The sequence below is a fragment of the Bacillus sp. 205(2023) genome (assembly GCF_037027485.1).
Taxonomy (GTDB): Bacteria; Bacillota; Bacilli; order Bacillales; family Bacillaceae; genus Bacillus; species Bacillus halotolerans.
In genome coordinates, this window is the sequence record NZ_JAXCHF010000014.1 from 1 (window position 1) to 20,548 (window position 20,548).

Annotated in this window: 20 protein-coding genes and 1 pseudogene; 17 read left to right on the plus strand and 4 right to left on the minus strand. The window is 42.5% G+C overall.

Annotated elements, in window-relative coordinates:
• The coding region (locus tag WA325_RS19640; protein WP_134980913.1) for an IS3 family transposase at positions 1 to 86 on the plus strand (86 nt) is incomplete at its 5' end.
• A gap of 106 nt (positions 87 to 192) precedes the next feature.
• Here WA325_RS19640 and WA325_RS19645 read toward each other — a convergent pair.
• The 3 genes and pseudogenes from WA325_RS19645 to WA325_RS19655 all read right to left on the minus strand — a co-directional run bounded on the left by WA325_RS19645 (position 193) and on the right by WA325_RS19655 (position 2,128).
• Entirely contained in the window at positions 193 to 642 is a 450-nt protein-coding gene (locus WA325_RS19645; protein ID WP_336184098.1) for a hypothetical protein, read from the minus strand.
• 73 nt (positions 643 to 715) lie between these two features.
• Positions 716 to 1,948, minus strand: a complete 1,233-nt coding sequence (locus WA325_RS19650; RefSeq protein ID WP_336184099.1) for a nucleotidyltransferase — start codon at positions 1,946 to 1,948, stop codon at positions 716 to 718.
• Positions 1,945 to 2,128: pseudogene (locus WA325_RS19655) on the minus strand (hypothetical protein). Before WA325_RS19655 ends, WA325_RS19650 begins: the two are co-directional and overlap by 4 nt.
• 27 nt (positions 2,129 to 2,155) lie before the next feature.
• Between WA325_RS19655 and WA325_RS19660 the strand changes: the two are divergent.
• The 3 genes from WA325_RS19660 to gerR all read left to right on the plus strand — a co-directional run bounded on the left by WA325_RS19660 (position 2,156) and on the right by gerR (position 3,601).
• Positions 2,156 to 2,674, plus strand: a complete 519-nt coding sequence (locus WA325_RS19660; protein ID WP_024121301.1) for a YceD family protein — start codon at positions 2,156 to 2,158, stop codon at positions 2,672 to 2,674.
• Between the two features lie 21 nt (positions 2,675 to 2,695).
• Positions 2,696 to 2,875, plus strand: coding sequence for a 50S ribosomal protein L32 (rpmF, locus tag WA325_RS19665; RefSeq protein WP_003154457.1), 180 nt, complete (start codon positions 2,696 to 2,698; stop codon positions 2,873 to 2,875).
• Positions 2,876 to 3,019: 144 nt separating this feature from the next.
• The gene (gene gerR / locus WA325_RS19670) at positions 3,020 to 3,601 is read left to right on the plus strand and encodes a sporulation-specific transcriptional regulator GerR (protein WP_105954184.1); all 582 of its coding nucleotides are present in this window, start codon (positions 3,020 to 3,022) and stop codon (positions 3,599 to 3,601) included.
• Positions 3,602 to 3,654: 53 nt separating this feature from the next.
• Here the strand turns inward: gerR and WA325_RS19675 are convergent, their stop codons facing one another.
• Positions 3,655 to 4,137, minus strand: a complete 483-nt coding sequence (locus WA325_RS19675) for an N-acetyltransferase (RefSeq protein ID WP_024121303.1) — start codon at positions 4,135 to 4,137, stop codon at positions 3,655 to 3,657.
• Positions 4,138 to 4,297: 160 nt separating this feature from the next.
• On the opposite strand from WA325_RS19675, the gene WA325_RS19680 reads away from it, so the two are divergent.
• The 13 genes from WA325_RS19680 to murB all read left to right on the plus strand — a co-directional run bounded on the left by WA325_RS19680 (position 4,298) and on the right by murB (position 20,474).
• Complete coding sequence (locus tag WA325_RS19680) at positions 4,298 to 5,194, plus strand: 2-dehydropantoate 2-reductase (RefSeq protein ID WP_105954185.1); 897 nt, start codon at positions 4,298 to 4,300, stop codon at positions 5,192 to 5,194.
• A 70-nt stretch (positions 5,195 to 5,264) separates the two neighbouring features.
• Entirely contained in the window at positions 5,265 to 6,884 is a 1,620-nt protein-coding gene (gene bshC, locus WA325_RS19685; protein ID WP_336184100.1) for a bacillithiol biosynthesis cysteine-adding enzyme BshC, read from the plus strand.
• 125 nt (positions 6,885 to 7,009) lie between these two features.
• Complete coding sequence (gene mraZ, locus WA325_RS19690) at positions 7,010 to 7,441, plus strand: division/cell wall cluster transcriptional repressor MraZ (protein ID WP_003221402.1); 432 nt, start codon at positions 7,010 to 7,012, stop codon at positions 7,439 to 7,441.
• A gap of 69 nt (positions 7,442 to 7,510) precedes the next feature.
• Entirely contained in the window at positions 7,511 to 8,446 is a 936-nt protein-coding gene (rsmH, locus tag WA325_RS19695; RefSeq protein WP_044155985.1) for a 16S rRNA (cytosine(1402)-N(4))-methyltransferase RsmH, read from the plus strand.
• 39 nt (positions 8,447 to 8,485) lie between these two features.
• Positions 8,486 to 8,839, plus strand: a complete 354-nt coding sequence (gene ftsL, locus WA325_RS19700; protein WP_003232200.1) for a cell division protein FtsL — start codon at positions 8,486 to 8,488, stop codon at positions 8,837 to 8,839.
• A 5-nt stretch (positions 8,840 to 8,844) separates the two neighbouring features.
• Entirely contained in the window at positions 8,845 to 10,989 is a 2,145-nt protein-coding gene (gene pbpB / locus WA325_RS19705) for a penicillin-binding protein 2B (RefSeq protein ID WP_442895291.1), read from the plus strand.
• A gap of 125 nt (positions 10,990 to 11,114) precedes the next feature.
• Entirely contained in the window at positions 11,115 to 13,055 is a 1,941-nt protein-coding gene (locus tag WA325_RS19710) for a stage V sporulation protein D (RefSeq protein ID WP_105991237.1), read from the plus strand.
• A gap of 174 nt (positions 13,056 to 13,229) precedes the next feature.
• Entirely contained in the window at positions 13,230 to 14,714 is a 1,485-nt protein-coding gene (locus WA325_RS19715; RefSeq protein ID WP_336184102.1) for a UDP-N-acetylmuramoyl-L-alanyl-D-glutamate--2,6-diaminopimelate ligase, read from the plus strand.
• Positions 14,715 to 14,825: 111 nt separating this feature from the next.
• Complete coding sequence (gene mraY, locus WA325_RS19720; protein WP_024121314.1) at positions 14,826 to 15,800, plus strand: phospho-N-acetylmuramoyl-pentapeptide-transferase; 975 nt, start codon at positions 14,826 to 14,828, stop codon at positions 15,798 to 15,800.
• The gene (murD, locus tag WA325_RS19725; protein WP_336184103.1) at positions 15,801 to 17,156 is read left to right on the plus strand and encodes a UDP-N-acetylmuramoyl-L-alanine--D-glutamate ligase; all 1,356 of its coding nucleotides are present in this window, start codon (positions 15,801 to 15,803) and stop codon (positions 17,154 to 17,156) included.
• Between the two features lie 59 nt (positions 17,157 to 17,215).
• Positions 17,216 to 18,316, plus strand: a complete 1,101-nt coding sequence (gene spoVE / locus WA325_RS19730) for a stage V sporulation protein E (RefSeq protein WP_003221421.1) — start codon at positions 17,216 to 17,218, stop codon at positions 18,314 to 18,316.
• A gap of 123 nt (positions 18,317 to 18,439) precedes the next feature.
• Entirely contained in the window at positions 18,440 to 19,531 is a 1,092-nt protein-coding gene (gene murG / locus WA325_RS19735) for an undecaprenyldiphospho-muramoylpentapeptide beta-N-acetylglucosaminyltransferase (RefSeq protein WP_336184104.1), read from the plus strand.
• A 31-nt stretch (positions 19,532 to 19,562) separates the two neighbouring features.
• Positions 19,563 to 20,474 (plus strand): UDP-N-acetylmuramate dehydrogenase, encoded by a 912-nt coding sequence (murB, locus tag WA325_RS19740; RefSeq protein WP_024121317.1) that lies wholly within the window; start codon positions 19,563 to 19,565, stop codon positions 20,472 to 20,474.
• The last annotated feature ends 74 nt before the right edge of the window (positions 20,475 to 20,548 follow it).

Consider the following 20,548-nt stretch of genomic DNA (forward strand, 5'->3'; position numbering starts at 1 on the left):
AATACATTTATTATTATAACAACATTCGTATTCAAACGAAACTAAACAGCCAATCACCGATAAGCTATCGGCAATTGGCTGTATAAAAGGTGTTTTGATCCCTGTCTCAAAAACAGGGGTCAGTCCCAGCATATAGGTGTTTTTAATTTATCTGTGGAATACTCTCCGCAAAAGTAAGATATTATTATGGGCTTAGCGTCCATATATTTTAATATTTTTTGAATATGCGCTTGGGTCATCAGCATAACCGCTATTTTTCTTCTTAGACAAGGTAACGTGGATTTTCGTCGTTTGAGTTCGTTCCACACTTTTGATGCTAAAGGATTTCCATGGAGTTGAGCTAGAAAATTCTCCAGTCTGAGTAGGCCCTATAGACGCGAAATTAGCATTTTTATAAGCGAGTTCCAATCTGTAATAGAGCTTCCCACACTTACCATTCTGTTCTACCTTCGCATCAACTGTTGTAGCTCTTTTGGTATATGTACTTGCATCGGTAATAACTCTTACTTTACAACTCTTGTTAAAACCGTAGGGGTGTTGCCAGCCTGAATAAGTAGCTGCTTGGGCTTTTTCATTAGATCCAAATAATACAACTGAAGATACTAATAAAAAAGAGAATAAGGTTAATAAAGATTTTTTCACAATGATACCTCCATTAGTAAAATATAATAAAATATTAATATATTAATATTTTATTGTCAAATTAACTTAAAATTTACAAAAAAACCTTGTTAATCTCATTATAACGAATTGGGGAAAATTCTTGTTTGTAAAATTCCGACCGATTTGGCTCTTTCAATGGTGCGCTATATACCAGAGAGGCTTTAATATCAAGATTAAGAGCGGTATGTGTAAATTTCGATGGGTTACTAATAAGAGGTAATTTAAGATCTTTTTTCTTTTTGGATAAAAATGACTGGCCTTTGGTTGTCATTCCTAATATTCTTATGTAAGGAACACCTCTATGTAATAACTGAGAAAGTTCTTTGTTTTTGGCATGTGTTAAAAGATGTACATTTAGACGCTGTAGCTTTGTCCAAGTATATCGTTTTGTTTTTAATTTAGTCATATACTCTTGAAATGAAGGAGCATTCAGGTAAAGTTTTAAAATTCTGTTTTCCAACCCCTCTTCAACTTCATAAATTTGACTAAGTTCTTTTTCCGATAATAATGAAAGATTATATTTTAAAAAACTAAAGTAATCCTCATGGCTATGCCACATACCGTATTTTTCTTTGTATAATTTCAGTTCGGATGCTATATTATCTGGAATGAATTCCTTTATTTTATCAATGTCACCAGTCTCAAATAATGCATTTCTAATACTTGTAGCACTCGCGAAAGATTTTTTGTTTTTTGGAAGAACAAGTTCATGGTAGCCCTGATGAAGTCTAGGACCAGTCATTGGTTTTATGGGCAAGTTAAGGTCTTTGATTGTTTTTACATAATGAAAACCTAAAATATTATTAGGTAAAGCTAAATTAACTCCTTTTTTATCTAAATAAGTTTCAAATGATTTTGCCATTGAAGCTGCATAGTTTTTGCCTGTCTTAATTTCTTTTTTAAAGGTATTATAAATATTTCTTTCTTCTTTTTGATATATCTCCAATCCATGATAAAAATGTTCTATTTCCCCATCTTCACTACCGAAAAAAAGGGTTGAACATCCAATATGATTTAAAATGTTGACTGCTCCATATGCAAAAATATCTGCTCTTTGTACAGCATACATATATGGGAGTTCGATGATAATATCAACACCATTTTGCAACGCCATCCTAGTACGAGACCACTTAGAAACAAGTGCTGGCTCCCCTCGCTGCAGGAAGTTACCACTCATTACTGCAATAGCCAAGTCACTTTTGGTTTGTTTTTTTGCTTCCTGAACATAATATGCATGTCCGTTATGAAAAGGATTAAATTCAACCACCAATCCGACAGCTTTCATATTTTTTCCGCCTTTCTTGCTATGTTTAAAAACGTATGGTACATTTGCAATTGAAAACTCTTACGTCTTTTTTGATTTAAGTGTATGCATAGTATATTCAGCTGTCAACGATGCTTGGCTGGCAGCATTATGCTGTAAAGAAAAAATATTGACAAAAACATTCTTAAAAGCTATAATCATGTTTGTTGCTTTCCTGAGGTGATACAAATGAAATGGACGATTTATCAGTTGCATCAAATGAAAAAACCGAGTTTTGAGTTTGATGAGACAGTTGAGTTACATGAGCTGACAAAGCTGAATTCTGACATTCGCCGCATTTCTCCTGTAAGGGTGAAAGGCAGAGCGGATATCAAATCTAAGCAGGTTTCGTTTGATTTTACGATCTCAGGCGAAATGATTTTGCCATGCTCAAGAACACTCGTTGATGTTCCGTATCCATTTACAATTTCGACAAAAGAACTGTTTATATTTCATCAGACGGATGATATAGAAGATGATGACGTTCACACTGTTGAGGACGATACTATCGACTTAACTCCGATCGTGAAAGAAGAAATTCTTTTAGAAATCCCTATGCAAATCTTTTGTGAATCTGAACAAGAAAAAGGAGCTGCTCCTCAAGAAGGAAAGGACTGGCAAGTCATTTCAGAGGAAGACAAGAAGAACAAAGTCGATCCGAGACTTGCAGCCCTTGAAAAGCTCTTAAAACAAGATGATGAATCTTAACTCTTTAAGGAGGTGGGAATAATGGCTGTACCTTTTAGAAGAACTTCTAAAATGAAAAAAAGATTGCGCCGTACACATTTCAAACTTAATGTACCTGGTATGACAGAATGTCCGTCATGCGGAGAGATGAAATTGTCTCACCGTGTATGCAAAGCATGCGGATCATACAACGGCAAAGACATAAATGTAAAAAGTAACTAATAAGAAAAGCGCAGGGTGAAAACCTTGCGCTTTTTCTTTTTTTCTTCCTGTCAGCTTGCAGAAAATTTGTGAGTGCAAATAGTCTATCTAATCTATTACCGGCATATGTATGAGATAAATAAGCTGACATGGAGGGAGATTGATTTGACTATTACAAGACAAGATGCTTGGACACAGGATGAGGATTTGCTGCTGGCAGAAGTAGTGCTTCGTCATATTCGCGAGGGCGGAACACAGCTTTCTGCCTTTGAGGAGGTCGGAAGGGCACTGACCAGAACAGCCGCTGCCTGCGGATTCAGATGGAACTCTTATGTGAGAAAGCAATACCAATCAGGCATAGAACTGGCAAAAAAACAGCGGAAAGAACTAAGGAAACAAATCGGGGTTCATTCCGTCAATATGCCGAATTCCGTCAAGCAGGCTGCCCCGGCAGCTTCAGAGAGGAAAAGAGATTTGTCCATTCAGGATGTGATTGAGTTTCTCGAACAGTTTAAAGAAGCGCCGTCCGCGCAAGAATTCCACGTTGAAAAGGAAAAAATGAAGGAGCAAATTCAGTCGCTGCAAAAAGAACTTGAGGATTTACGGAGTGAAAACCAAACATTGAGAAACCAGCTGGAGATGACAGAAGAGGACTACAAGGCACTGATCGATATTATGGATCGAGCCAGAAAAATGGTTGTTTCGAAGGAAGACGGAAGACTGAAAAAAACAGCTCAAGAAACGTAATGAACCCTCAAATGAACCGGCCCTAGAGTCATCAAAGGCCGGTTGTTTCATGTTTATGCTGATTCACCCGGTGTCATTTCGCCATCCATATCCGGATGCCAGATGAGCGGGTTTTCCCCTTTGTCCCGCGCCATGTCATATTTGACTGGTTCAAAGTTCATTTTACTAAAAAACTCTGCTGATTTAATCCGAGAATTTGTTCGAATCGGCATTCTGAATGATTTGGCGAATTCAACCAATGCTGTACCGTAGCCCCTGTTTTGATAACCTGGAAGGACCTCAAGCTTCCAAAGCTCTAAGTAATCCTGATGTTGGTCGAAGTAAGGATTTGATTTGCCATTAACTTGATACAGACTCATTCGCGCTACCAGTTTATCCCCGAAATAAATCCCATAAAAAGGCGAAGTGCTGTCATTTTCAATGATATTATCTTGAAGATCTTCAAGCATTGAGAGCTCTTGTATACCGTATTCTTTGAATTTCTTGAATTCTTCAAGCGTTTTATAGTTGACGAGCAGACGTTCTACCTTAATCAAATTAATCTCCCCCTTTGTTGTTCTCTACATATATTGTAAACGCTTTATTTAAAAAATCCAAATATTTAAACTTTAATTTAAGTGTTTTGAAATCTCTGTGAAGTATTTTTTTCATACTTCTGCTATGATAATACGTAAATGTTAAATTGGGTGTGACATCATGAAAATTGGAATTATCGGCGGGGGCTCCGTCGGTCTTTTATGTGCCTATTATTTATCTTTGGATCATGAGGTGACTGTTTTGACAAGGCGGGTTGAACAGGCCGCAGCGATTCAAACGGAAGGGATTCAGCTTTATAAAGCCGGAAAAGTGTTCAATGCTCATTGCAGCGCGGGCGCAGCTATTGATTCATGTTTTGACCTTCTTGTCGTGACAGTGAAACAGCATCAGCTTCAGACTGTTTTCCCGATGCTTGAACGAATCAAAAAAACAAATATTTTATTTTTGCAAAACGGTATGGGCCATATTCACGACCTTAAAGACTGGGGTGCTGACCATTCCGTTTATGTTGGGGTTGTTGAGCACGGAGCTGTAAGGAAATCGGATACAGCCGTTGAACATACAGGCATTGGTGCGATAAAATGGAGCGCATTCAAGCATGCTGAACCAGATCGTCTGAACGCGGTGCTTCAGCATAACCATTCCGAATTTCCAATTCGCTATGAGATGGATTGGTATCGCCTGCTGACGGGCAAACTGATCGTAAACGCCTGCATCAATCCGTTAACCGCGCTGCTGCGTGTGAAAAATGGAGAGCTGTTGACTGTGCCTGCTTATTTTTCTTATATGAAGCTCGTTTTTCAAGAGGCGTGCAGCATTTTGCGGCTGGAAGATGAAGAGGCGGCCTGGGAGCGTGTACGTGCAGTTTGTGAGCAAACGAAAGACAATCGCTCTTCCATGCTGGTCGATGTGGCCGGCGGACGGCAGACGGAGGCTGACGCCATTCTCGGATATTTGCTGAAAGAAGCACAGCTTCAAGGCCGCGACGCTGTTCACCTTGCGTTTTTACATGGCAGCATCAAAGCTTTGGAGCGAAACCCAAACAAAGTCTTTTGAGCTTTTCTGGTAACATGCTATACTCATTTCGGATAACTAACTATTTATTGGAGAAAGGAAGTTCTAGAAGATGCAGCTAACTGAACTTTCCATCAAAAATCAGAATGTGTTTGTACAGCACTATATAGATGGTAAAGAAGAAATGTCTTCTTTTTTTGATTACAGCATTCATCATAAGGATATGTGGCAAGAAAGACTGAAAGATTTATCCTCGCGGGTTTTCGCAAGAGAGGAATTGACAGCCTATTTATCCTCTTATCACAACAAATTCGGCTCAAGCGCCATGCAGCGTTCTATTGAGAAGCTGAAGGATCCGTCAAGTGTTTCTGTTGTCGGCGGACAGCAGGCAGGGCTTTTAACAGGACCGCTTTACACCATACATAAAATCATCTCAATTATTGTTTTAGCAAAGGAAAAGGAAGAACAGCTGCAAGTGCCTGTTGTACCGATCTTTTGGGTTGCCGGAGAAGACCATGATTTGGATGAAATTAATTTTGTCCACACGTCAGAAGAAAGCGGTCCGGTGAAAAAAAAGCTACCGCAGTCTTACTGGAAAAAGTCATCTGCCGCCAACACACCGCTTGACCAAGAAAAATGCGCCGCGTGGATAGACGATGTGTTTGCGGCTTTTGAAGAAACAGACCATACGAACACACTTCTAGAACATGTGAAACGATGTTTAAGGGAATCTGTTACGTTTACTGATTTCTTTGAACAGCTGATTGCGGATCTGTTTCAAGAGGAAGGCTTAGTATTGTTAAATTCAGGAGACCCGGGAATTAAAAAGCTGGAAACCGCCATGTTCCAAAAGATCCTCCGTGACAATGATGAACTTGCACACGCTGTTTCTAAACAGCAGGACTTCATGCGCGGAGCGGGCTACAAGCCGATTATCGAGTCTGGAAAAGAGCAGGCAAATCTGTTTTATGAATATGAAGAGGAACGCTTTTTAATTGAGAAGGACAACGGCCGCTTTGTGATTAAGGAGCTTGATCTGGCATGGTCGATGGATGAACTTTATACGCATATAGAAGAACATCCTGAACGCTTCAGCAATAATGTTGTAACGAGACCGTTAATGCAGGAATTTTTGATTCCTACCTTGGCATTTATCGCGGGCCCCGGTGAAATCAACTATTGGGGTGAGCTCAAACAGGCTTTTGCAGTGATGGGCTTTACAATGCCTCCTGTTATGCCGAGGCTGAACATCACGATAGTCGAGCGCCATATTGAGAAAAAACTGGTTGAACGAAAGATATCATTACAAGAGGCGATAGAAGGCGGGACGGAAAACCAAAAAGAAAAATACTTTGAACACCAGATTCCGGAAGAGTTTACCGCGGTGATTGAGCAAGCGAAAAACCAGATTGAAGCAATTCATAAAACCGTCCGGCAGGAGGCGCTTAAGGTTGATCAGAGCATGGAGCCTTTGCTCCTGAAAAACGCGGCGTTTATTCAAGATCAGCTTCAGTTTTTAGAGCGTACAGTGACAAAAAGAATTGAAGAAAAAGAAAGCTATGTCTTAAGGGATTATGAGAGAATCCAAAATAGCATTAAACCGCTGCTCGCACCACAAGAGCGAATTTGGAATATCATGTATTATTTAAATAGGTACGGTCCAAAATTCTTCACATCATTCAAAAATCTGCCATTTTCTTTTCAAAATCAACATCAAGTTGTCAAACTTTGAAATAAAGTTTTAAAGAACCCTGAATAGTTCAGGGTTTTTTTTTATGTATAAACAGTGTAAAATGAAGTTGTGGAGAGAAGTGGTGGATAGTGGTGAGTTAAGGAGAGAAAGTGGGGCAAAAGATCATGTTTATGGGTGAATACCAGCATACAATCGATGCGAAAGGCCGCATGATCGTACCCGCTAAATTCAGAGAAGGCCTCGGTGAGCAGTTTGTGCTGACAAGAGGACTTGATCAATGTCTCTTCGGCTACCCTATGCACGAGTGGAAACAGATTGAAGAAAAGCTAAAAGCTCTTCCTCTCACAAAAAAAGATGCCCGCGCATTTACCCGTTTCTTCTTTTCAGGTGCGACAGAATGCGAACTGGACAAGCAGGGCAGGGTGAATATCGCATCATCTCTATTGAATTACGCAAAACTGGAAAAAGAATGTGTTGTTATCGGGGTTTCGAATCGAATTGAATTGTGGAGTAAAGTAATTTGGGAACAATACACAGAAGAGCAAGAAGATTCATTCGCTGAAATTGCTGAAAACATGATTGGGTTTGATATATAATGAATCTTCGTGTATAACACTCTAAAAATAATTTCAATTCATCCTGATAAAAGGTGGGACCAACACAAAATGTTTCAACACAAGACAGTACTTCTTCGTGAAACCGTTGACGGCCTAAATATTAAACCGGACGGTACATATGTAGACTGCACACTCGGCGGAGCTGGGCACAGTACATATTTATTACAGCAGTTATCAGAGAAAGGGCGTTTAATCGCTTTTGACCAAGATGACACGGCATTACAGCATGCAGAAGAAGCGTTGTCCGATTATCAAGGACAGCTTATTCTGATTAAAAGCAACTTTAGGTATTTAAAAGAATGTTTACATGAACACGGCATTACTGAAGTAGACGGTATTTTATTTGATTTAGGGGTGTCTTCCCCGCAGCTGGATACACCGGAAAGAGGATTCAGTTACCATCATGACGCACCTTTGGACATGAGGATGGACCAGTCGGCCACGCTTACGGCGAAAGAGGTCGTAAATGAGTGGCGCTATGAGGATCTTGTCCGTATTTTCTTTAAATACGGTGAAGAGAAGTTCAGCAAACAGATCGCCAGAAAAATTGAGGAGGCAAGAAGCAAATCTCCTATTCAAACTACGGGCCAACTGGTCGATCTAATAAAAGACGCGATTCCCGCTCCGGCCAGAAGGAGCGGAGGACATCCCGCAAAACGCGTGTTTCAGGCAATCAGAATTGCTGTGAACGATGAACTGAAGGTTTTTGAAGAGGCTTTGGAGCAAGCAATTGACGTGTTAAAGCCGGGGGGCAGGGTATCAGTGATTACCTTCCACTCACTTGAGGACAGAATTTGTAAATCTACGTTTAAAGAGAAGTCGTCACTTCCGGAACTTCCTCCGGGTCTTCCTGTTATACCGGAAGAGTTTGAACCGGAGCTCAAGCTTATCACAAGAAAACCGATCACGGCATCTGAAGAAGAGTTGGCAGAAAACAATCGTGCTCGTTCTGCGAAGCTTCGAATTGCTGAAAAAAGAAAATAACAATACGCGAACGCAAACTTAAAAGGAGGTCATCAGCCTATGAGCAATTTAGCTTATCAACCAGAGAAACAGCAACGGCATGCGATCAGTCCTGAGAAAAAAGTGATTGTCAAGAAAAGGGCTTCCATTACACTCGGAGAAAAGGTGCTTCTCGTCCTCTTCGCTGCGGCAGTGCTGAGCGTATCACTTTTGATCGTATCGAAGGCATATGCGGCTTACCAAACAAATATAGAGGTGCAAAAGCTTGAGGAGCAAATTTCTTCCGAAAACAAGCAGATTGGTGACCTCGAAAAAAGCGTTGCTGATTTAAGCAAGCCGCAGCGCATTATGGATATTGCGAAAAAGAACGGCTTGAATTTAAAAGATAAAAAAGTGAAAAACATACAGGAATGATTCAAATGCCAAAAAAGAATAAATTTATGAACAGAGGAGCAGCGATTCTAAGTATTTGTTTCGCTCTCTTTTTCTTTGTCATCCTTGGGAGAATGGCATATATTCAAATAACCGGAAAAGCCGACGGTGAAGTGCTTGCGACAAAAGCGACAGAGCAGCATGAAAAGAAACGGACAATCGAAGCGAGCCGGGGCTCCATTTTAGACAGAAATGGTAAAGTAATTGCTGAGGATACAGCTACGTATAAGCTGATCGCTGTTCTTGATGAAAAAATGACAACTGACAAAAAGCATCCGCAGCATGTCCAGAACAAGGAAAAAACAGCGGAAGAACTGTCTAAAGTGATAGATTTGGACAAGGCTGAAATCCTTGATATCTTAAATAAGAAGGGTGCAAAACAAGTTGAGTTCGGGTCAGCAGGCCGGGATATTACCTATTCCCAAAAACAGAAAATCGAAAAGCTGAAACTTCCGGGAATTTCATTTTTGCGCGATACAAAGCGGTACTATCCGAACGGCATATTTGCGTCCAACTTAATCGGCTATGCCGAGGTTGACCAAAAAACAAATGAAATTACGGGCGCGATGGGCTTAGAAAAAGTGCTGGATCAGTATTTGAAGGAGCGGGACGGATACGTAACATATGAAAGTGACAAATCCGGCTGGGAGCTCCCGAACAGCAAAAATAAAATTACAGCGCCAAAAAATGGTGACAATGTATATTTAACCATTGATCAGAAAATTCAAACCTTTTTAGAAGACAGTATGACAAAAGTGGCGGAAAAGTATAAACCGAAAAAAGTCATGGCAGCAGTTGTTGATCCGAAAACGGGCAAAGTGTTAGCAATGGGTCAGCGTCCAAGCTTTGACCCGAATAAGCGTGATGTGACGAATTATTATAACGATTTGATTTCATATGCGTATGAGCCTGGATCAACGATGAAGATTTTTACACTTGCTGCTGCGATGCAGGAAAATGTGTTTAATGCGAATGAAAAATATAAATCAGGGACCTATAAAGTTGGCGGCGGAAAAGTATATGACCATAACGAGGGTGTGGGCTGGGGCCCCATATCTTTCAAAGACGGGGTGCTTAGATCCTCTAACGTTGCTTTTGCCAAATTAGCCAATGAAAAATTAGGTTTTGATCGTTATAATGAGTATTTGCATAAATTTGGTTTTTATCAAAAGACAGGAATCGATCTGCCGGGAGAAGCATCAAGTAAAATGAACTTTAAGTATGATTACGATAAAGCTTCAACTGCATACGGCCAAGCATCCGCAGTCACCCCGATTCAGCAGCTAGAAGCAGCGACTGCCGTCGCAAATGATGGCAAAATGATGAAGCCTTATGTCATTGATCATATTGTTGATCCTGATAAGAAGAAAACCGTTTATCAAAATAAACCGGAATCTGCAGGAACACCGATCTCTGCCAGTACAGCTAAAAATGTGCGTGATATCCTTGGAGACGTCGTTTCATCAGACATTGGAACCGGACGCCCTTATAAAATTGAGGGCTTTGACGTGGCTGGGAAAACAGGTACAGCACAAATTGCAGGAACGAATGGTTATTTAAAGGGACAAGATAACTATATTTTTTCATTTATGGGAATGGCGCCTAAAGATGATCCTGAGCTACTGATCTATGTTGCAGTGCAGCAACCGCAATTAGAAAATGATGAAACAGGTTCTAATCCAGTATCTGAAATTTTCAATCCGACAATGAAAAACAGTTTGCATTACCTGAACATTGAACCGACTGAAACGTCTGATTCAAATAAGGAAGAAACGAAAGCGCAGGCGATGCCTGACTTAACAGATCAAACTGTAACAGGTGCTCAAAAGAAAGCGAAAGACGAAAACCTCACACCGATTGTGATCGGAAGTGATATTGCAGTAAAAGAGCAATATCCAACAGCGGGTGAGGAAGTTTTGACCAATCAGAAGGTCTTCCTGAAAACGGGGGGCAAAATCAAGATGCCTGATATGACAGGCTGGTCGAGAAGAGAGGTTCTTCAATACGGCGATTTGGCAGGAATTCATATTGAAGTGAGCGGACAAGGTTACGCTGTGAGCCAAAGCGTTAAGAAGGACAAAGAAATAAAAGACGGAACCGTGATCAAGGTGAAGTTTAAGAATCCTGACTAAATAGAAAGAAAGCTTACCCCGTCGGGTAAGCTTTCTTTTTTTATATCTCCAAAGAGGAGCGCCGTTCTACCTGTCCACACGCAGGCATAAAATGAAACAAGCCTAAATAAGGAGTGAACGGTGCCTTGCGCGTCTCGAATGTAACGGTTAGAAAACGTTTATTATTTGTTTTGCTTTTTGGAGTGATCGTATTTCTGATCATTGATACAAGGCTGGGGTATGTTCAGTTTGTCATGGGAGAGAAACTGACTTCTCTGGCGAAGGATTCCTGGAGCCGGAACCTGCCGTTTGAGCCGGAACGTGGAGAGATCCTTGATCGGAACGGCGTTAAGCTTGCCACAAATAAAAGTGCACCGACCGTATTTGTCGTGCCGCGCCAAGTCCAGAATCCGCTGAAAACGAGCAAACAGCTGGCTGCGGTGTTAAATATGTCTGAAGAAAAAGTATATAAGCACGTCACGAAAAAAGCATCGATAGAAAAGATTACACCAGAAGGGAGAAAAATTTCAAATGAGAAGGCAAAAGAAATCAAATCGCTCGATTTAAAAGGGGTGTATGTAGCGGAGGATAGTATCCGCCATTATCCGTTCGGCAGCTTTTTATCTCATGTGCTTGGGTTTGCCGGTATTGATAACCAAGGACTTCTTGGGCTTGAAGCCTATTATGATGATGATTTAAAAGGAGAAAAAGGCTCTGTTAAGTTTTATACAGATGCCAAAGGGAAGAAAATGCCCGATGAAGCGGATGACTACACGCCTCCTAAGGATGGACTCGATATGAAGCTGACTGTGGATTCGAAGGTGCAAACCATAATGGAACGAGAGCTTGATAATGCTGAAGCTAAATATCATCCAGACGGTATGATTGCAGTCGCAATGAATCCGAAAAACGGAGAAATACTTGGGATGGCAAGCAGACCTGACTTTGATCCGGCTGATTACCAATCTGTTGACCCGTCCGTTTACAATCGGAATCTCCCTGTATGGAGCACATACGAGCCGGGTTCTACCTTTAAGATTATTACACTTGCGGCGGCTCTGGAGGAGCAAAAAGTCAACTTAAAACGCGACCAATTTTATGATAAAGGGCATGCAGAAGTAGACGGAGCAAGACTGCGCTGTTGGAAAAGGGGCGGCCACGGACTGCAAACGTACCTTGAAGTTGTGCAAAACTCCTGTAACCCCGGCTTCGTTGAATTGGGCGAGAGATTGGGCAAAGAAAAGCTATTCAAATATATAAAAGGCTTTGGATTTGGCCAAAAAACCGGGATTGACCTGCAAGGTGAAGGAACAGGGATTTTATTTCCGCTTGACAGAGTAGGCCCGGTTGAGCAAGCGACAACCGCCTTCGGACAGGGGGTATCCGTCACGCCGATTCAGCAGGTTGCAGCCGTTTCTGCCGCTGTTAACGGCGGCACGCTCTACACACCTTATATAGCAAAAGAGTGGATTGATCCGGTAACCAAAAAAACTGTCAAAAAACAATCGCCAATCGCCAAGAAACAAGTCATTTCTAAGGAAACATCAAAACAAATCCGCTATGCTTTAGAAAGCGTCGTTGCAGAAGGCACGGGACGCAATGCGTTTGTCGAAGGCTATCGTGTCGGCGGAAAAACAGGAACAGCACAAAAGGTTAAAGATGGAAAATACCTCGAAAACAACCATATTGTATCATTTATCGGTTTCGCGCCGGCTGACGACCCGAGTCTTGTCGTCTATGTCGCGGTGGATAACCCGAAAGGCACGATTCAGTTTGGCGGAACCGTTGCAGCGCCTATTGTGGGAAGTATTATGAGAGACAGCCTGCCGGAGCTTGGTGTTAAGCCTAGGAAAAATCAAATCGAAAAAAAATACCAATGGAACGACACAAAAACAATAGAAGTTCCGAATGTTGTAGGGATGTCTGTCTCAGATCTTGAGTCACTCTTGGTGAATCTGAATATAGATGCTTCCGGAAAAGGAAGCAAAATCGTCAAACAATCACCAGCTGCAGGAACAAAAGTAAAAGAGGGCTCTAAGATACGTGTTTATTTGACTGAAGAAGATGAAAAGGAGGCAGCCGATTGATTCGGGCTGCCTATTATTTTATTGCAGAAAAATGCTGATATCTTTCAAGATTAGCTGGATGTATCCTTTTTTTTACGCTAAAATATGAACTGTATGCTTAAAAGTCATTATCACATCATTTGATGTGACTTCAATGATAAAAAGAACGAATAGAATGTTGAGAGGTTTGATACGATGAAACTTACAAAGCTGCTTACATACTTAACAACCGAACCTTCTGTAAATGACTCACAAGACCCTGAAATAACTTCAATTGAGATGGACTCCAGGGAAGTAAAGAAAGGGAGTCTTTTTGTATGTGTAAAAGGGTATACGGTAGATGGCCATGATTTTGCGCAAAAAGCAGTTGAAAACGGCGCAGCGGCTATTGTGGCTGAAAAGGAGCTCGATGTGGATGTGCCTGTCATCATTGTCCGGCAGTCACTGCGGGCGCTCAGCGTTTTGTCTGATGCGTTTTACGGACAGCCGACAAAGAAACTGCAGCTGATCGGAATAACCGGCACAAACGGAAAAACATCTACGACCCATATGGTTGATGAGATTCTCAAAAAAGCGGGGAAACGAACAGGCTTAATCGGCACGATGTACATTAAAATCGATGACGAAACACTTCCCGTTAAAAACACGACACCGGAAAGCGTCACGTTGCAGCAAACATTTAAAAAAATGAATGACAAGCATGTCGACACGGCCATCATGGAGGTTTCTTCTCACGCTTTGTCACTGGGACGGGTTCACGGCTGTGATTATGACATTGCCGTGTTTACGAACTTAACACAGGATCACCTTGACTATCACAAAACGATGGATGAGTACCGACAGGCAAAAAGCCTGCTGTTTTCTCAGCTTGGCGGGGCATTCAACCATGAAAATCCAAAACGGGCTGTTTTAAACGCGGATGATGAGGCAAGCGCTTATTTTGAAAAGGTCACTGCGGCACATATTTCTACATATGGAATTAAAAACAATGCTGATGTAATGGCGAAAGATATCAAAACCACTGCACAGGGCACGAGTTTTGAACTGGTGACGAACAAAGGCACTAAGCACATCACGATGTCGCTCGTTGGACAGTTTAACGTGTATAACGTGCTCGCTGCTGTTGCGACTTGTATTGCGGCAGGCATTCCGTTTGAAACCATTACAGAAGCCGTGGAAGAATTGCATGGCGTAAGAGGCCGTTTTGAACTGGTTAATCAGCAGCAGGAATTTCCGGTTATAGTTGATTACGCGCATACGCCGGACAGTCTTGAAAACGTGCTGAAGACATGCAGAGATATGGCGGAAGGAAAGCTTTTTGTTGTTGTCGGCTGCGGCGGAGACCGAGATAAGACGAAACGCCCGAAAATGGCGAAAATCGCTGTTGAGCTGGCTGACGAACCAATTTTCACTTCAGATAATCCAAGAAGCGAAGACCCGCGTGCCATTTTAAAAGATATGGAAGCAGGGGTAGAGAACGAATACTACCACAGCATTGCAAATCGCGAGCAGGCGATCTTCTTTGCCATTGCCAACGCCAAAAAAGGCGACGTTGTCCTCATTGCCGGGAAAGGCCATGAAACCTATCAGCAGATTGGGAACGAAACCTTTGACTTTGACGATGCCGAAGTGGCGGCAAGAGCGATTGTCGAACTGAATAAAAATAAGACGAATTCATAGGAAAGAGATGTTATTGAATGATGGAGCTTGAAAAGATTTTTCATATGGAAAAAAATCATGAATATGATAACTACGTATGTCGTTTGAAAGAAACAGGAGGAGAAAAGGACAATGCTTGAGCAAGTCATTCTGTTTACAATTTTAATGGGTTTTTTAATCAGTGTTCTGCTCTCTCCGATTCTTATTCCGTTTTTAAGAAGATTAAAATTCGGCCAGAGTATTAGAGAAGAAGGACCGAAATCACACCAGAAAAAATCAGGGACGCCGACAATGGGCGGAGTCATGATCATACTGTCTATCATTGTGACAACAATTGTGATGACACAGAAGTTTTCAGAAATAAGTCCGGAAATGTTCCTGCTGCTGTTTGTCACGATCGGTTACGGTTTACTCGGCTTTTTGGATGATTACATCAAAGTCGTAATGAAACGAAATCTCGGTCTGACGTCAAAGCAAAAACTGATCGGACAAATTATCATCGCAATTGTGTTTTATGCGGTGTATCATTACTACAATTTTGCGACGGATATCCGCATTCCTGGGACTGATCTGTCATTTGATCTTGGATGGGCTTACTTTATCCTTGTGCTATTTATGCTTGTCGGCGGATCAAACGCCGTCAACCTGACTGACGGTCTAGACGGTTTATTATCAGGTACGGCAGCTATTGCTTTTGGCGCCTTTGCAATCCTAGCTTGGAATCAATCCCAATATGATGTTGCTATTTTCTCAGTCGCGGTTGTCGGAGCGGTGCTGGGCTTCCTGGTATTCAATGCGCATCCAGCCAAAGTGTTTATGGGAGATACAGGATCACTTGCATTGGGAGGAGCAATCGTCACCATTGCCATTTTAACGAAATTAGAAATCCTGCTGGTCATTATCGGCGGTGTATTCGTCATTGAGACATTATCCGTTATTTTGCAGGTCATCAGCTTTAAAACGACAGGTAAACGAATCTTTAAAATGAGTCCGCTTCACCACCATTATGAGCTTGTCGGGTGGTCTGAATGGAGAGTTGTTGTAACATTTTGGGCTGCGGGACTTTTGCTTGCCGTATTAGGAATATACATCGAGGTGTGGTTATAAGTGGAAAACGATCTATTTTTGCAAAATCAGCATTTTTTAGTCCTTGGGCTCGCGAAAAGCGGGTTTGCGGCGGCGTCTATTCTTCATGAAAAAGGTGTTTATGTTACAGTCAACGACCAAAAGCCTTTTGATGAGAACGAACCAGCCCAGAAACTTTCTGAAAAAGGGGTCGAAGTTGTCTGCGGAGAGCACCCTGTTTCTCTGTTCGATCAGCATCAGATTACTGTACTGATCAAAAACCCGGGAATTCCATATGAAAATATTATGGTTCAGGAAGCAGAAAAAAGAGGCATCCCGATTTGGACAGAAATTGAGCTTGCCTACCATCTGACTAATGCCAAATTTATCGGGATTACCGGATCGAATGGAAAAACGACAACGACGACGCTGATTTATGAAATGCTGAAGGCAGACTCTCAAAAGGCGCTGATCGCCGGAAACATCGGTACAGTCGCAAGTGAGGTTGCCTATCACGCTGATGGAGATGAATGGATCGTAACGGAACTTTCGTCATTTCAGCTGATGGGAACGCACGACTTCAGGCCTGAAATCAGCCTGATTTTAAACGTGTTTGATGCCCATCTGGATTATCATCATACGAGAGAAAACTATGAAAAAGCCAAACAGAAAGTGTATCTGCATCAGAAAGCTTCAGATAAAGCAATTGTCAATCAGGATGATGAAACAGTCGTCCGCCTGGCTGAAGCCGGAGAAGCCGGAATTGTTCCTTTTTCAGTACGCAAACAGCTTGAACACGGCGCTTATGTAAAAGACGGCATGATTATGTACAGCGGCGAAGCTATTCTTCCTCTGGAAGAGGTTGTGCTGCCAGGTGCGCATAATCTGGAGAACATTTTAGCCGCGATTGCGGCAGTGAAAACGGCTGGAGCGTCCAACGAGGCCATTAAAAAAGTGCTGACAAGCTTTACCGGCGTCAAGCACCGTCTCCAGTATGTCACAACGGTGAAGAACCGTAAGTTTTATAATGACAGCAAAGCAACAAACGTTTTGGCGACAAGCAAGGCGCTTTCGGCTTTTGAAAAACCTGTCATCCTGCTTGCAGGCGGACTGGATCGCGGAAACGGCTTTGACGACTTAAAGCCTTACATGAAGCATGTCAAAGCGGTGCTTACATTCGGACAGACAGCACCGAAACTCGAGAAACTCGGAAATGAGCTGGGAATACAACATGTCAAACGTGTCGATAATGTTGAACAAGCAGTATCTGCGGCGTTTGCGCTCTCAAATGAAGGAGATGTCATTCTGCTTTCACCTGCGTGTGCGAGCTGGGATCAATTCAAAACATTTGAAGAACGCGGTGACATGTTTATAGACGCCGTGCATATGCTTAAGTAAGGGCTTGTCTTGGAGAAATCGGCAGCCCTAATGACTTTAAGCTTGGGGTGTCGATTGATTTGACTACTAAAAAAACATCGCCTGATTTGTTATTGGTCATCATTACGTTATTATTATTAACAATTGGATTAATTATGGTGTACAGTGCGAGTGCGGTATGGGCGGATTATAAATTTGACGACTCATTCTTTTTCGCGAAACGGCAGCTGCTGTTTGCGGGCATCGGAGTTATTGCCATGTTCTTTATTATGAATGTTGATTATTGGACATGGCGGACATGGTCTAAATTGCTGATGGTTATCTGTTTTTTCTTGCTGGTGCTTGTTTTAATACCAGGCGTAGGCATGGTGCGGAACGGCTCAAGAAGCTGGATCGGAGTCGGTGCATTCAGCATACAGCCTTCAGAGTTTATGAAGCTTGCGATGATAGCATTCCTTGCTAAATTTCTCTCTGAAAAGCAAAAAAACATTACATCGTTCAGACGTGGATTTGTCCCGGCGCTCGGCATCGTGTTTTCCGCATTTTTGATTATTATGTGCCAGCCTGACCTCGGAACAGGAACGGTAATGGTCGGTACTTGTATTGTCATGATTTTTGTAGCGGGTGCGCGAATCGCCCATTTCGTCTTTCTCGGGCTGATCGGCCTGAGCGGATTTGTCGGGCTGGTACTGTCGGCTCCATACCGGATTAAACGGATTACCTCTTACTTAAATCCGTGGGAAGATCCGCTCGGCAGCGGCTTTCAAATCATTCAGTCGCTATATGCGGTAGGGCCTGGCGGATTGTTCGGAATGGGGCTTGGCCAAAGCAGACAGAAATTCTTTTATCTGCCCGAACCGCAAACGGACTTTATTTTCGCCATCTTGTCAGAGGAGCTTGGGTTTATCGGCGGGTCGCTTATTTTGCTTCTGTTCAGCGTGCTGCTGTGGAGAGGAATCAGGATCGCGCTCGGTGCACCAGATCTATATGGCAGCTTTGTCGCTGTGGGGATTATTTCAATGATCGCGATCCAAGTTATGATCAATATCGGCGTTGTGACGGGCCTTATTCCGGTAACTGGCATTACGCTGCCGTTTCTGAGCTACGGAGGTTCATCGTTGACCCTGATGCTGATGGCTGTCGGCGTGCTGCTGAACGTGAGCCGCTACTCGAGGTATTAATGAATTTTATTAGTGAAGCGATCCTATGAAACAGGAAGCTGGGAAACAATTGAAGCGATAACCCTGTCCATAAAAACAGGGTTATCGTTATGTTATAGAGAAACTGAGACTGGGGGAAGAGTTATGCGAATTGCAATAAGCGGAGGCGGCACAGGGGGACACATTTATCCTGCGCTTGCCTTTATCAAAGAGGTGCAGCGCCGCCATCCTGATACGGAATTTTTATATATCGGAACAGAAAACGGATTAGAGAAAAAAATTGTAGAACGAGAAAATATACCGTTTCGTTCCATTGAAATTACAGGTTTTAAAAGAAAGCTTTCATTTGAAAACGTAAAAACGGTGATGCGTTTTCTAAAGGGCGTTAAAAAAAGCAAATCGTATTTAGCGGAATTTAAGCCGGATGCCGTGATTGGAACGGGCGGTTATGTGTGCGGGCCGGTTGTATACGCTGCTGCAAAAATGGGGATTCCGAGTATCGTTCATGAACAAAACAGCCTGCCGGGCATCACCAATAAGTTTCTTTCAAAATATGTTAATAAAGTAGCAATATGTTTTGAGGAAGCAAAATCACATTTTCCAAGTGAGAAAGTTGTATTTACGGGAAACCCGAGAGCCTCTGAGGTCGTCTCAATAAAGACGGGCCGCTCAATGGCTGAATTCGGACTCTCTGAAGAGAAAAAAACCGTATTAATCTTCGGCGGAAGCAGAGGCGCCGCACCGATTAACCGAGCGGTCATTGATATGCAGGATGCGCTGAAATCAAGAGCGTATCAAGTACTGTATATTACGGGCGAGGTTCACTATGAGAAAGTAATGACAGAGCTGAAAAACAAGGGTGCAGCTGACAATATGGTCACAAAACCGTTTCTTCATCAGATGCCAGAATATTTAAAGGCAATTGATTTGATTGTAGCAAGAGCGGGTGCGACGACCATTGCGGAAATTACGGCACTAGGAATCCCAAGTGTGCTGATTCCAAGTCCGTACGTAACGGCGAATCACCAGGAGGTCAATGCGCGATCTCTCGGTCAGCATGATGCTGCGATTGTGTTGAAAGAAACAGAACTCAGCGGCGAAAAGCTGATTGAAGCGCTTGACCGGATTGTACTCGATGAACAAACATTAAAGGATATGAGCGAACGGACAAAGTCACTCGGTGTTCCTGATGCGGCTGCCCGTTTATACAGCGTACTCGAAGATTTGAAAAAATAATAGAAAAGCAAATGGAATGCGGAGGTTTACGATGGAGAAAGTGATACAAGAATTAAAAGAACGCGAAGTCGGCAAGGTGCTTGCAAATGAACCGCTCGCAAATCATACAACAATGAAAATCGGCGGTCCTGCGGATGTATTGGTCATTCCAAGCAGTGTAGATGCTGTTAAGGACATCATGGATGTTGTGAAAAAATACGAAGTAAAGTGGACAGTCATTGGCCGCGGATCAAACCTTCTTGTATTAGATGAAGGAATCAGAGGCGTGGTCATCAAGCTGGGCGCGGGTCTTGACCACTTGGAGCTTGACGGGGAACAAGTCACTGTCGGTGGCGGTTATTCAGTCGTGCGTCTTGCTACATCGTTGAGCAAAAAAGGCTTGTCGGGATTAGAATTCGCTGCCGGAATTCCGGGATCCGTTGGAGGAGCTGTCTATATGAATGCAGGCGCTCACGGGTCTGATATGAGTAAGATCCTTGTCAAAGCGCATATTTTATTTGAAGACGGCACGATCGAGTGGCTGACAAATGAGGAGATGGAATTCACCTACAGAACGTCCGTATTGCAAAAGAAACGCCCTGGTGTTTGTCTTGAAGCCGTTCTGCAGCTTGAACAAAAAGATAAAGAATCAATCGTTCAGCAAATGCAAAGCAATAAAGACTACAGAAAGAATACACAGCCGTATTCAAGCCCTTGTGCAGGAAGCATATTCAGAAACCCGCTTCCAAACCATGCCGGCAATCTAGTGGAAAAAGCAGGCTTAAAAGGATATCAAATCGGCGGTGCGAAAATATCGGAAATGCACGGGAACTTTATCGTCAATGCGGGCGGAGCATCAGCAAAAGATGTGCTTGATCTGATCGACCATGTGAAAAAGACGATTCGTGAAAAATACGAGATTGAGATGCACACAGAGGTTGAAATCATCGGTGAAAATCGCTGATTCAAGTTCTGAACTGAAGCTGTTCATATGATATACTGTAAGCAAACGACAAACGGCATCATAGTATGCCGTTT